The organism is Rhodococcus oxybenzonivorans, from assembly GCF_003130705.1.
GTDB lineage: Bacteria > Actinomycetota > Actinomycetes > Mycobacteriales > Mycobacteriaceae > Rhodococcus_F > Rhodococcus_F oxybenzonivorans.
The window spans coordinates 1,313,431-1,325,647 of record NZ_CP021354.1 but is presented as its reverse complement, the minus strand read 5'-3'; the positions used below and the strand labels follow the sequence as shown (position 1 = coordinate 1,325,647).

Annotated in this window: 12 protein-coding genes; 8 read left to right on the top strand and 4 right to left on the bottom strand. The window is 66.7% G+C overall.

What is annotated here, in order from left to right; genetic code table 11:
• Positions 1 to 75: 75 nt before the first annotated feature.
• Positions 76 to 1,263, top strand: a complete 1,188-nt coding sequence (locus CBI38_RS06365; RefSeq protein ID WP_109334891.1) for a pyridoxal phosphate-dependent aminotransferase — start codon at positions 76 to 78, stop codon at positions 1,261 to 1,263.
• Positions 1,260 to 2,291, top strand: a complete 1,032-nt coding sequence (locus CBI38_RS06360) for an AraC family transcriptional regulator (protein WP_109327344.1) — start codon at positions 1,260 to 1,262, stop codon at positions 2,289 to 2,291. The genes CBI38_RS06365 and CBI38_RS06360 overlap by 4 nt, the downstream gene beginning before the upstream one ends.
• A 62-nt stretch (positions 2,292 to 2,353) precedes the next feature.
• Here CBI38_RS06360 and CBI38_RS06355 read toward each other — a convergent pair whose 3' ends face one another.
• Positions 2,354 to 2,779 carry a VOC family protein gene (locus CBI38_RS06355; protein WP_109327342.1) on the bottom strand — a complete coding sequence of 142 codons (426 nt, stop codon included), beginning with the start codon at positions 2,777 to 2,779 and terminating at the stop codon, positions 2,354 to 2,356.
• A gap of 70 nt (positions 2,780 to 2,849) precedes the next feature.
• The gene (locus CBI38_RS06350) at positions 2,850 to 3,497 is read right to left on the bottom strand and encodes a LysE family translocator (RefSeq protein ID WP_109334890.1); all 648 of its coding nucleotides are present in this window, start codon (positions 3,495 to 3,497) and stop codon (positions 2,850 to 2,852) included.
• A 222-nt stretch (positions 3,498 to 3,719) separates the two neighbouring features.
• Between CBI38_RS06350 and CBI38_RS06345 the strand changes: the two genes are divergently transcribed.
• A complete protein-coding gene (locus CBI38_RS06345) occupies positions 3,720 to 4,367 on the top strand; it encodes an alpha-ketoglutarate-dependent dioxygenase AlkB (RefSeq protein WP_109327340.1) in 648 nt (215 codons plus the stop codon).
• A 4-nt stretch (positions 4,368 to 4,371) separates the two neighbouring features.
• Here CBI38_RS06345 and CBI38_RS06340 read toward each other — a convergent pair whose 3' ends face one another.
• A complete protein-coding gene (locus CBI38_RS06340; RefSeq protein WP_109327338.1) occupies positions 4,372 to 5,460 on the bottom strand; it encodes a 3-deoxy-7-phosphoheptulonate synthase in 1,089 nt (362 codons plus the stop codon).
• A gap of 305 nt (positions 5,461 to 5,765) precedes the next feature.
• On the opposite strand from CBI38_RS06340, the gene CBI38_RS06335 reads away from it, so the two are divergent.
• The 5 genes from CBI38_RS06335 to CBI38_RS06315 are packed head-to-tail and all read left to right on the top strand — an operon-like array spanning position 5,766 to position 11,412.
• Entirely contained in the window at positions 5,766 to 7,217 is a 1,452-nt protein-coding gene (locus CBI38_RS06335) for a GntP family permease (protein ID WP_109327336.1), read from the top strand.
• 25 nt (positions 7,218 to 7,242) lie between these two features.
• Positions 7,243 to 8,496: a CaiB/BaiF CoA transferase family protein gene (locus CBI38_RS06330; protein ID WP_162603311.1), complete on the top strand. Its 1,254-nt coding sequence runs from the start codon at positions 7,243 to 7,245 to the stop codon at positions 8,494 to 8,496.
• Entirely contained in the window at positions 8,493 to 9,431 is a 939-nt protein-coding gene (locus tag CBI38_RS06325; RefSeq protein WP_109327332.1) for a hydroxymethylglutaryl-CoA lyase, read from the top strand. Before CBI38_RS06330 ends, CBI38_RS06325 begins: the two co-directional genes overlap by 4 nt.
• A complete protein-coding gene (locus CBI38_RS06320; RefSeq protein WP_109327330.1) occupies positions 9,428 to 10,423 on the top strand; it encodes a 2-hydroxyacid dehydrogenase in 996 nt (331 codons plus the stop codon). Before CBI38_RS06325 ends, CBI38_RS06320 begins: the two co-directional genes overlap by 4 nt.
• Entirely contained in the window at positions 10,420 to 11,412 is a 993-nt protein-coding gene (locus CBI38_RS06315) for a glycerate kinase (RefSeq protein WP_109327328.1), read from the top strand. The genes CBI38_RS06320 and CBI38_RS06315 overlap by 4 nt, the downstream gene beginning before the upstream one ends.
• Here the strand turns inward: CBI38_RS06315 and CBI38_RS06310 are convergent.
• Positions 11,378 to 12,163 (bottom strand): IclR family transcriptional regulator, encoded by a 786-nt coding sequence (locus tag CBI38_RS06310; RefSeq protein WP_109327326.1) that lies wholly within the window; start codon positions 12,161 to 12,163, stop codon positions 11,378 to 11,380. The two genes, CBI38_RS06315 and CBI38_RS06310, sit on opposite strands and share 35 nt — an antisense overlap.
• Positions 12,164 to 12,217 lie beyond the last annotated feature (54 nt).

Here is a 12,217-nt window from a genome sequence, read left to right as displayed (position 1 = left end):
CGTGACACGGCCGTGTGCGAGGTTCGGTGGCACACCGACTACGCTGCAGTAATGCCCGAAACGCCGCGCAATCGCCTGTCGGCTACGCCGCGTAATCGAACCGTCTCGCGACTGCAGCCGTTCGCGTCGACCATCTTCGCCGAGATGACCGCCCTCGCGGTGGAACACGGCGCCATCAACCTCGGCCAGGGTTTCCCCGATACCGACGGGCCGTCGTCGATGCTCGACACCGCGCGAGCGGCCATCGCCGACGGCCTCAACCAGTACCCACCCGGGCCCGGAATGCCCGTGTTGCGGCGTGCGGTGGCCGCCGACCGGCTGGCTCGCTATGGCCTCGACCACGACCCGGACTCGGAGGTGCTGATCACCGTTGGCGCGACGGAAGCGATCAGCGCGGCAATTCTCGGTCTCGTGGAGCCCGGCGAGGAGGTGGTGTTGATCGAGCCGTACTACGACTCCTATGCGGCCTCCGTCGCACTGGCGGGCGCGGTGCGCCGCACCGTGCCCCTCGTCCCCGCGGGCGAAAGCTTTGCCGTCGACCTCGACGGACTCCGCGATACAGTCACGAGCAAGACCCGGATGCTGGTGCTCAACACACCGCACAATCCCACCGGCACGGTGTTCACCCGCGAGGAACTCGAGGCTATCGCTCGCCTGGCCTGCGAGCACGACCTGCTGGTCCTCAGTGACGAGGTCTACGAACACCTGGTCTTCGACGGCCGGACCCATACCGCCGTCGCCACCCTCCCCGGGATGTACGAACGCACGGTCAGCGTGTCGAGTGCCGCCAAGACGTTCAACGTCACCGGTTGGAAGATCGGCTGGGCATGCGGACCCGCCGAACTCATCGACGCCGTGCGCACCGCGAAGCAGTACATGTCGTTCGTGGGCGGCGGCCCGTTCCAGCCGGCGGTGGCTCACGCGCTGACGCACGAACAACAGTGGGTGACACAACTACGCGACAGCTTGCAAACGAAGCGGGACGTTCTTTACGACGCTCTCGTGGCGGCCGGCCTCGAAGTCCGTTCCGGCGGGGGCACGTACTACCTCTGCGCCGACATCACGGGGATCGGCGAGCACGACGGTATCGAGTTCTGTCGCGATCTTCCGGCGCGGATCGGTGTCGCCGGTGTTCCGGTCAGCGTGTTCACCGACCACCCCGAGCAGTGGAAGCCTTTGGTTCGCTTCGCCTTCTGCAAACAGGACCACGTGCTCGCCGAGGCCGCACGGCGATTGCGGGCTCTCGGAAAGCCTGGCTCGTGACTGCTCGCACCATCCCCGCCGACTTCGTCCGGCGATCGCTGGAACTGTCGGCTCGCAGTGGCGTCGACCTCTCCCCCGCATTATCCGTCGCAGGGATCAAGACGACATCGCTGCAGGACCCATTGGCCAGGCTCACACCGACCCAGGTCACCGCGTTCACGCAAGCGGTCTGGCAGATCACGGGCGACGAACTGTTCGGTCTCGGACCGGCTCCGGTGCCGCGCGGCACCTTTCGGCTGGTGTGTCTGGCGTTGATCCACACCGCCGACCTCTCTGCCGCGCTCGAGCGGATGGCAGACATTCTCCGGGCGCTGCCCTCACTTCCCGCTCTCCACATCGTCCCCGGCAACCACGGCGGAACGCGCATGACGCTCGATATCCGTCCCGGCGCGAAGGTCCAGTCGGCCGAGGACGCACAGTTGTCGCTCGAGGCGGAGCGTGTCACCACCGACTTCCTCCTCATTCTCCTGCACCGGTTCGCAGCGTGGCTGGTGGGTAAGCGCGTCCGGTTGCTCGCCGTCGACATGCCGTACCCCGCACCGCTTCCACGCCTCGCCGAAAACTACGACCACATCTTCGGTGTCCCCGTCACGTTCGACTGCGCCATTCCCGCAATCGAATTCGACAATGCAGTGCTGCGGCTGCCGATCATCCAGACCGAGGACACGCTCGAGGAGTACCTCCGCGAATCGCCGACGTTGCTGATGTCCGAGCGCGACTACGACAGCACGGCGTCATCCCAGGTGCGGCGGGTGCTGGAATTGGGCATGAAGGGCCGCACGTCCACCGCCGAGGAGATCGCGGAGATGCTGTCGATCAGCGTGCCCCACCTACGGCGACTACTGCGGCAGGAGGGCACCTCGCTCAACCAGCTCCGCGAGGAGATTCTGCGCGACGCCGCAGTCGCGGGTCTGCGACGCGGTGAGACGGTCGACGATTTATCCGCACGCCTGGGATTCTCCGAGCCCAGCGCATTCCGCCGCGCCTTCAAGCGGTGGACCGGCACCACTCCCAGCGCGTACCGCTGACCTCGGCTACTGCATTTTCGGCCCACTGCGTTTTCGGCCCATTGCGTCCCCGGCCTGCTCGGTCAGGCGAGGCAGAACTCGTTGCCCTCCGGATCGGCCATGGTGATCCACTCGTTCGGACCCTGCCGTCCCCGGTGGAGCACCTTCGCGCCGGATTCCTCGAGTTCCCTGGCGAGGTCTTCTCGCCCGTCTCCCACCCGCAGGTCGAGATGCAGGCGGTTCTTCACCGTCTTCGACTCGGGAACGAGTTGGAACAGCACCCGTGGCCGCTCCGAATGTGCCGGATCCCGAATGGCGGCACCCTCCCGCCAGACGAGAACACCTTCGAAGATCATGGTGTCGGATTCTTTCGCGTGACCGGCCTGCACCAGTCCGCGGATGAATTCCTCATTGCTCGGCTCCACCTCCCAACCGAGCGTCTGCGCCCACCACTTCGCGAGGCTGTGAGGGTTCTCCGAATCGACGGTGACCTGAAATTCGTATCCCATGTTCCGACGGTATAGCGAGGTACCGACAGGTTGAAGCGAGTACGACGCCGCGGGAGTTGTACGACGGACGTCAGACCACCGTGGGGCGACCCCGATCGAACGCAAGATGTACCGCGAGCCCACCCAGCACACTGCCCATCATGAGTTTCTGAGCGCGGATCCACCGTGGCCGTCCCTGAAGGAAGCCGGCGACAGACGCTGCAAGGCAGACGATTGCGGCATTGACGACCACAGCGACGACAATCTGGACACTTCCCAGCAGCAGACTTTGCGACCACACCGGTCCGGAGTCGGAGTCGACGAACTGCGGAATCAACGCCAGGTACATCACCGCGATTTTGGGATTGAGCAAGTTCGTAGTGAGTCCCATCGTGAACAGACGGGCCGGCGAATCGCGCGGCAGAGTCTGCCTCGGGGCGAACGGTGTACCCGAGCCCGGCCGGAGCGCCTGCCACGCCAGCCAGCCGAGGTAACACGCACCTGCCAGTTTCAATGCCGTGTATGCCTGCGGAACCGCAGAGAATACCGCCGAAATCCCGAGCGTCGTCGCTGCCAGATACACCAAGAATCCGATCGCGACTCCGCCCAGCGATATCAAACCTGCTCCTCGGCCCTGAGTGATGCTGCGCGAGACCAAGTACAGCATGTTGGGTCCCGGCGTCAGTACCAATCCGAGCGCGATCGCCGCCACCCCGAGTATTGCCGTCGAATCGATCATGGTCGTGACGATCCCACCAACGTCACTCGCCGTCACCGTCCAGTCCGGCCTCGGTGGACCGGTGCCGCGCTCTTGTACACAGACGCACCGCTTCTTCGCAGCCGCACTTCTTTTAGGGCCCGAAAAGTAGTGCAGCTACAGAAATCGGGTGCGTCTGAGCGGTGATCACTACGCCCGAGAATGAGGGGAACATACGTTCGAATCTCGAGGTAGTATGACCGCATGACTTCCGCGGATGCGCGGTACGCGCTCCAGGCTTCGCTGTTCGACGACGCGTCGGGAGGTGTCGAACTGGGCGAACTCGGATCGACGGTCACTCGCCGGACCCTCACTGCCGGCGCGTGGGTCGACGTGCGCCCCGGCTGGATGACGGGCTCCGACGAGCTGTTCACCGAGCTCGTCGACACCGTTCCGTGGCGGGCAGAGCGCAGACAGATGTACGACCGCGTGGTCGACGTTCCGCGTCTCGTCCGCTTCTACGGGGAGAACGAGCCGCTTCCCGATCCGCTCCTGGTCGCGGCGCGCGAGGCGTTGAGCACGCATTACCTGCCTGAACTGGGAGAAAAGTTCGTGACCTCGGGCCTCTGCTTCTACAGGGGCGGCTCCGACAGCGTGGCCTGGCACGGCGACGACACCGGCCGTAGCCGCACCGAGGACACGTTGGTGGCCATCCTCTCCCTCGGCACCGCGCGACCGCTGTTGCTGCGGCCGCGCGGTGGAGGGCAGTCGATCCGGTACTCGCTCGGGCACGGCGACCTACTGGTGATGGGTGGATCTTGCCAACGCACCTGGGAGCATTGCGTACCGAAGAGCAGCCGCCCGGTGGGGCCACGCATCAGCGTCCAGTTCCGCACGCGAGGAGTCCGATGATCGCTCACCCCCGCCGGGCCGCGACCGCCTGCGCCAACCGGTCGAGCTGCGCGGCGGTGGTGTCCCAGTCGATGCAGGCGTCGGTGATGGACAGCCCGTAGGTGAGGTCCTCGGCGCGGCCCAGGGTGAGGTCCTGACGGCCGGCCTCGATGAAGCTCTCGATCATGACGCCGACGACGCCGCGCTCGCCCGCCTCGAGCCGCGCCGCGATGTCGCCGACCACCTCCACCTGCTTTTCGTGATTCTTGCTGCTGTTGCCGTGGCTCGCATCGATCACGACCCGCTCGGACAGTCCCGACTTCCGCAGCCGGGCGAGTGTGTCGGACACCGTCTCCGAGTCGTAGTTGGGTCCGTCGGTTCCGCCGCGCAAGATCACATGGCAGTCGGGGTTGCCCATCGTCCGGATCAGAGCGGCCTGACCGCCCAGATCCGTCCCGGGGAACACATGACTCGCCGCCGCGGCCCTCGTTCCGTCGACCGCCACCTGCACGTCACCCTCCGTGGAGTTCTTGATACCTACCGGCATCGACAGCGCGCTGCAGAGCTGTCGATGCACCTGGCTGGCGGCGGTGCGCGCACCGATTGCGCCGTAGGTGACCAGGTCGGCAATGTACTGGGGCATGATCGGGTCGAGGAATTCGCAACCGACGGGAAGCCCGAGCGAGGACACGTCGAGCAGCAGTTTCCGCCCCATCCTCAGACCGGTGTCGATGTCGAAGGTGCCGTCCAGATGCGGGTCGTTGAGCAGGCCCTTCCATCCCAGGGTCGTGCGCGGCTTCTCGAAGTAGACACGCATGACGATGTGCAGATCGTCCCGGAGTTCCTCCGCCTTCGCGGCGAGTCGGCGCGCGTAGTCCATCGCAGCCGCCGGATCGTGCACCGAGCACGGGCCGACCACGACGAGAAGACGGTCGTCGTCGCCGTTCAGCACGTTGACCGTGTCGGCGCGGCCGCTACGCACAGTCGCAGCCGCGACATCGTCGGGCGCGAATTCACGGCGCACGACAGAGGGGGCCACCAGGGGGCTGATGCTCACTGTGCGCTGGTCGTCGAGGCGATCAGCGTGGGACGCGGTGTCGAGAGTGACAGTCATGGGGTGGGGTTCCTGTTCTCAGGCCGACCCTCGAAGACTGTGAAGAATCCCGCGAGCCGGTCTGTAATCCGGCTCTGGGGTGGAAGTGATCAGCGCGTGGTTACGCCGACCGACCCACCCGGGGCCGGCCTGCTAAACCAGAAATACACGCGCTGCATGGCGCCCACAGTAGCGGCCGACCCCGATCGGCGCCACACCCACCCCTAGGCGCCTCCGGCCTCGTTGCTTATATCGTGAGTCTGTGTTCATAATATGGGTGACCTTGTGACTGTAGTCACTATCCGCCTCCTCGTTAGGACGCGTCAATGTCAGACCTCGCAATCCTGATCAACACTGCGATCGCCGTGTCGGCCGTGGTGCTGATGATCGTGCGTTTCAAGTTCAACCCGGTGGTGTCGCTGGTCGTGGGATCCGCCTATCTCGGCCTTACTTCCGGGCTCGGAACGGCGAAGACGGTGGAGACGATCGCCACCGGTTTCGGCGACATCATGGCCGAAGTGGGCTTGCTGATTTCCTTCGGCGTCCTGATGGGCGCCATGCTGCGGGAAATGGGTGCGATCCAACGTCTGGTGGGAACGCTGCTGCGGGTATTCGGCCCCAAACGGATGCCCTACGCGCTGTCGCTGACCATCGCGACGTTGCTTCAGTCAATTTTCCTCGACGTACTGCTGGTCATATCCGCACCGCTCGCACGTAACCTCGCCCCGAAGATCGGCCGGATGGGCACCGCGCGGATGGCCACTGCGCTGGCGATCGGGCTCGAGTGCGGCATCGTGCTCATGGTCCCGGGTGTGGGCGCGCTGGCGCTCGCCGGACTTCTCGGTGTGCCGCTCGGCAAGATGCTGATCTTCGGGTTGATCCTGGTGATCCCGACAGTGGCGATCTCGGTGGCGATCATGTCGTTCCTGTTCACCCACGGTTGGTGGAACCCGGAGAAGGACGAGGAGCACTTCCATCAGACAGTGGTGGACGACGAGGACGAGGACGCGACTCCCGATGGCGGCGTAGGTGCCTCGAGCCCGCGGCCCGTGCCCGGTCGCAGCGTCGCCCAGGCCGAGCGCACCAGCACCAGCCTGCGCCCGACCACGGACAATGATGTCGTGACCCGGCACGAGGGCCGGCTCATCGTCCTGCTCGCTCCGCTGCTCGTGTCACTTCTTCTCATCGCTACCGGCGCCATTCTGGATATCGCCGACGTCAGCAATCCGGTTATCGACTTCGTGTCCGAACCGCTCATCGCTTTGTTGATCGGTCTGATCGGCACCAGTTTCATCGGACGGCTCACCATCGGCCAGCATCGCGTGCAGAAGGCAATCGCCAGCGGTTTCAGCGAAAGCGGCCAGATCCTGATTCTCACCGGAGTCGGTGGCTCGCTTGCCGCCACTATCGCGGCCGTCGGACTTGGGGACATCCTCGGTCAGTACTTCGCCGCCAACCACGCCGCCCCGCTGCTCATGGTGTGGGTGATGGCCGCCGCCCTGCATATTGCGGTCGGCTCGGTGACGATCTCCGCGATTACCGCCGCCGGCGTCCTCGCCCCCGTCGCACCGATCATCGGCCTCGATCCCGTCCTGATCGCGCTGGCGGCCGGTGCCGGTTCACTGTTCGCCGTGCACGTCACCAGCAACACCTTCTGGCTCCTGCAATCCCTCATGGGACAGACCACACGTGGCACGCTGAAGACGTGCTCCGTAGGAGTATCGGTGGCGTCGGTGGTCGCCATCCTGCTCATTCTTCCGATGAGCCTGTTCTTCTGACCGCCCCTCGCACCCCTGAAGGAACATCATGTCTGAAAACACGATCCGCCCCCTCGACGGCGTACGGGTACTCGAGCTGGGTAACTACATCGCCGCCCCGACCGCGGGACGCATGCTCGCCGACTTCGGGGCCGAGGTGATCAAGGTTGAGCGTCCGAAAACTGGTGACGAACTGCGCAACTGGCGCCTCTACTCCGGCGACACGTCGATGCTGTACCGCACGATCAACCGCAACAAGAAGTCGATCGTGCTGGACCTGCGGAGCGAGGAAGGTAGGCAGCTCGTCCTCGACCTCGCCGCCAAGTGCGACATCCTGCTCGAGAACTTCCGGCCCGGCACCCTCGAGAAGTGGGGCATCGGACCGGATGCGTTGAACGCGGCCAACCCGGACCTGGTGATCACCCGCATCTCGGCGTTCGGGCAGACCGGGCCGATGTCACAGCGGCCGGGGTTCGCCGCGGTCGCGGAGGCCGCGGGCGGATTCCGTGAACTCGTCGGCGACCCGGACCGGCCACCGGTACGGGTCGGGGTGTCGATTGGCGACTCGATCGCCGGCCTTTACGCGGCGTTCGGGGCGGTGATGGCCCTGTTCCAGCGGGAGACTGCGAAAGTCGCCGGAACGCAGGGCCCGTCCCTGCCGCATCGGATCATCGACGTCGCGCTCAACGAATCGATCCTGTCGATGATGGAGTCGCTGATCCCCGACTACCTCGCGTACGGCGTCAAACGTGAACGTGTCGGCGGACGGATGGAAGGCATCGCCCCGTCGAACGCGTACCTCTGCAACGACGGCAACAGCATCATCATCGCGGGCAACGGCGACGCCATCTTCCAGCGCTACATGGACACGATCGGCCGACCCGACCTCGGCGCCGACCCGGGTCTGCAGACCAACGCGGGCCGCTGGGAGCGACGCGACGAACTCGACGCAGCGATCGGCGAATGGACCGCGCAGTATTCCCGCGAGGAGGCGCTGAAGATCCTCGACACCGCCGGGGTGCCGTCGGGTCCGATCAACACCGCCGCCGACATCTGCAGCGACGAGCAGTATGCCGCCCGCAACATGATTCAGCAGTTCACCGTCGACACCGGTGAGGCCGAGCCGAAGCAGGTCGGTTTCCCCGGCATCGTCCCGGTGATCGGCGGCACGTCGCTGCCCATCCGCACCGTCGGACCGGACCTCGGCGAGCACACCCGGGAGGTCCTGGAAACATTGCTCGGCAAGACCCCCGAACAGATCGACTCCATCGTCAACGACACAGTAGGTGGCCTCTCATGACGCAGTCCTTCGAATCACGCACCCTGCTCCGCGACGTCACCCTGCGCGACGGGTTGCAGTTGACGGGCAAGATGCTGCCCACCGCCCGGAAGCTCGAGATCGCCCGCCGGCTCCTCGAACTCGGCGTGCCCGCGCTCGAGATCGGGTCGATGGCCCGTCCCGACCTCGTCCCGCCGATGGCGAATACCGTCGAGGTGATCTCGGAACTGACTCCGGAGGAACTGGACCACTGCTGGGTGTGGGTGGCGACGCCCCGGCACGTGGAGAAGGCCGCCGCGGCCGGTGCACGCCATTTCCAGTACTGCTTCTCCGCCTCCGATTCCCACAACCAGGCGAACATCGGACGTTCGACCGACGACAGCCTCGCCGCGATGCCGGCGGCGATCGAACTCGCCCAGCAGGTCGGCGGCAGCATCCAACTGTGCATTGCGACGTCGTTCACCTGCCCGTTCGAGGGCCGGGTGCCCGAGCAGCGGGTGATCGACATCGCCAACGACCCGCGCGCCCACGGCGCCGTCGACGTCGTCGTCTGCGACACCCTCGGCCAGGCCGTCCCCGCCGAGGTGTACTCGCTCGTCTCCCGGGTCCGGCTGGAAACCCCGCAGCGCGGAATCGTCTTCCACGGCCACGACACCTGGGGTCTGGGGGTCGCGAACAGCCTTGCCGCGGTCGCGGCCGGCGCGATGACCGTCGACGGCGCCCTCGGCGGACTCGGCGGCTGCCCGTTCGCGCCCGGTGCCAGCGGCAACACCGCCAGCGAGGACCTGCTGTTCGCCACCCGCCCAAACTGGCTGAATCCCACCGTTTTCGGTTCGCTGGTGGAACTGTCCGAGAAGACGCTCGCGGAACTCGGTGAGGCCAATCGATCCAAGGCCGTCCAGGGCGCACGCTCCAACGCCACCGCATTCGAGTGGGTCGTCGGCGGCGGCCGATGAGCGGCGCCCGCTTCTACGTCACCACCCCGATTCCCGAACCCGGTCTCACGCTGCTGCGCGCCGCGGGCAGCGTCCACGTCCCCGACGCGTTACCCGGCGCCGCGCAACTACGGGACGCGTGCGTGTCCGGGGACTACGACGTGGTGGTGTCCCAGCTGCGCGACTCCTTCGACGCCGACCTCCTGGCCGCCGCGAAGATCCGCGGTATCTCCAACTACGCGGTCGGGTTCAACAACGTCGACATCGGGGCGGCCACCGCGAACTCGATCCTCGTCGGCAACACACCCGGTGTGCTCACCGACGCCACCGCCGACGTCGCGATGCTGCTGATTATGGCCACCGCCCGCCGCGCCGTGGAGGCCGACACGTTCGTCCGCGCCGGAAAGTTCACCGGATGGGAGCCGAACCTGCTTCTCGGTCAAGATGTTTCGGGGCGCACGCTCGGTCTCGCCGGGTTCGGGCGGATCGCGCGGGCGACCGCGAAAAGGGCACTGGCCTTCGGGATGCAGGTGCAGTTCTGCCCCCGGCCTCCCGGCGACCGGCCGGTGACGGACGAGGAACTCGGGGAGTTCGCCGGACTCGTCACCCACACCGACTGGGACACCCTCATCGCCACCAGCGACTACCTGTCGCTGCACGTGCCCCTCACCGCGCAAACCCGCCACCTGGTCGATACGGGCGTGCTGACGGCGATGAAACCCTCCGCGATCCTGATCAACACGGCCCGCGGTCCCGTCGTCGACGAAGCCGCCCTCGTCGCCGCCCTGAAATCCGGGGAGATCGCCGGCGCCGGGCTCGACGTGTACGAGGACGAACCCACGCTCGCCCCGGGACTCGCGGAACAGTCGAACACGGTGCTGCTCCCCCACCTCGGCAGTGCCACGGTGTCGGTGCGCGCCGAGATGGCGAGGCTGTGCGCGGAGAACGCTGTGGCCATGGCGCAGAACCGGATTCCCCCACATCCGGTCAACCCGGAAGCGTGGAACCCATGACGGTTTTGATTGCCCCCGACAGTTTCAAGGGCACCTATACCGCAGGCGAGGTCGCCGACGCCGTCGCCGGCGGGGTCGAGTCATTCGGCGGTACCGCGATCCGGCTGCCGGTCGCCGACGGCGGCGAGGGCACCCTCGACGTTCTCGCGGTCCCCCTCGGACTGCGCCCGGTCGTCGCCCGCGCCCGCAACCCCTGGGGTAGTCCGTGCCGGCCGACGTACGGACTGTCCGAAAACGGGACGGCGGTCATCGAGATCGCCGCAGCCTCCGGGATCACCACACCGCACGACGGTCCCCGCGACCCGATCACCGCCACCACCTACGGCACCGGGATGCTCGTCGCCGACGCAGCCCGGCGCGGTGCCCGGCACATCGTCATCGCGGCCGGCGGTTCCGCCACCACGGACGGGGGCACCGGCGCCATCGCCGCCATCGAGGCAGGCGGCGGGTTCCGGGGCGCTTCCGTCACCGTGCTGACCGACGTCACCACCCGGTACATCGACGCCGCCAGGGTGTTCGGACCGCAGAAGGGTGCCGACGCGGAAGCTGTGCAACTGCTCACGCGGCGACTCGAGGCGAAGGCGCGGGCTCTGCCCCGCGACCCGTCCGAAGTCGACGGCACCGGCGCGGCAGGCGGGTTCTCCGGCGGCATGTGGGCACGGTACGGCGCCGAACTCCGCTCCGGCGCCGAGTACGTCCTCGATGTGACCGGTTTCGACGCCCTCGCCGCGGACGCGTCGGCGATCGTGGTGGGCGAGGGCAGGCTCGACGGACAGACGAAAGCGGGCAAGATCATCTCCGCGATCCTCGCCCGCGCGGGCACCACCCCGGTGTACGCCGTCGTCGGCTCCGTGGGCGACGATCTCGGCGATTACGGGTCCAGGTTCGCCGGCGTTTTCGTCGCCACGGACACCGTGGCCATGCACGAAGCCGGCCGCACGATCGCGGCGCAACTCATGACGGGTAGCGACCACCCAGCGTCCGGGTGACCTTCTCGGCGCTGCCGACGAGCAGATCCACCCACTTCTCGCACTGCTCGCGCGGCATGCGGAGTGTTGGCCCGCTGATCGCGAGGGCACCGATCACGTCGGCGGACGAATCGAACACGGGCGCAGCCAATCCCGACGCGCTGTCTTCCCGCTCCCCGGCGGTGATGGCGTACCCGTCGGCCCGGGCCTGGTGGATCAGTTCACGCAGCACCGCGGTGTCGGTGACGGTGCCCTCGGTCATCGGCTCGATGGGGCCGGCGAGGACCTGTTCGGTGAGTTCCGGGTTCCAGGCGAGCAACACCCGGCCCGCCGAGCCCGCGGGCAAGGGGACGATCTTTCCGACGTACATGTTCCGGCGCAGCGCGTGCTCGGTCTCCGCGATGGCCACGCACACGCGGTAACCCTGCTCGACCCGGAAGAAGCTGGCGGTCTCGCCGGTGGCGTCGCGGATCTCCTTCAGCACCGGCGTGACGACAGCCAGCACGTCGAGTCCCTTGGTGGCCGTCGCAGCCCAGAACGCCATCTTCACGCCGATCCGGATCTGATCGCCGGACCGGTCGAGAAATTCCTGCGCCACCAGGTTGCTGACCAGCCGTTGGACCGTCGACGTCGGCAGACCCGTCGCCTGCTGGATCTCGCCCAGCGTCATCGACGGACGCGACAGGCTGAACGCATCGAGAATCTCCGTGATCTTGCTCAAGACCAGCAACGGTTGGTGCTTGGAGGTCAATTCGCCGTCTTCCGCTCGCATACCTCAACGATAGTCGCCACCGCCCACCGTGGACATTGATGCTCGCGCCGAGCG

Excerpts from the sequence above, each read along its gene's own strand:
- CBI38_RS06355 (WP_109327342.1), bottom strand. The coding sequence starts at position 2,779 with ATGGGATACGAATTTCAGGTCACCGTCGATTCGGAGAACCCTCACAGC.
- CBI38_RS06350 (WP_109334890.1), bottom strand. The coding sequence starts at position 3,497 with ATGATCGATTCGACGGCAATACTCGGGGTGGCGGCGATCGCGCTCGGA.
- CBI38_RS06345 (WP_109327340.1), top strand. The coding sequence starts at position 3,720 with ATGACTTCCGCGGATGCGCGGTACGCGCTCCAGGCTTCGCTGTTCGAC.
- CBI38_RS06340 (WP_109327338.1), bottom strand. The coding sequence starts at position 5,460 with ATGACTGTCACTCTCGACACCGCGTCCCACGCTGATCGCCTCGACGAC.
- CBI38_RS06335 (WP_109327336.1), top strand. The coding sequence starts at position 5,766 with ATGTCAGACCTCGCAATCCTGATCAACACTGCGATCGCCGTGTCGGCC.
- CBI38_RS06325 (WP_109327332.1), top strand. The coding sequence starts at position 8,493 with ATGACGCAGTCCTTCGAATCACGCACCCTGCTCCGCGACGTCACCCTG.
- CBI38_RS06320 (WP_109327330.1), top strand. The coding sequence starts at position 9,428 with ATGAGCGGCGCCCGCTTCTACGTCACCACCCCGATTCCCGAACCCGGT.
- CBI38_RS06315 (WP_109327328.1), top strand. The coding sequence starts at position 10,420 with ATGACGGTTTTGATTGCCCCCGACAGTTTCAAGGGCACCTATACCGCA.
- CBI38_RS06310 (WP_109327326.1), bottom strand. The coding sequence starts at position 12,163 with ATGCGAGCGGAAGACGGCGAATTGACCTCCAAGCACCAACCGTTGCTG.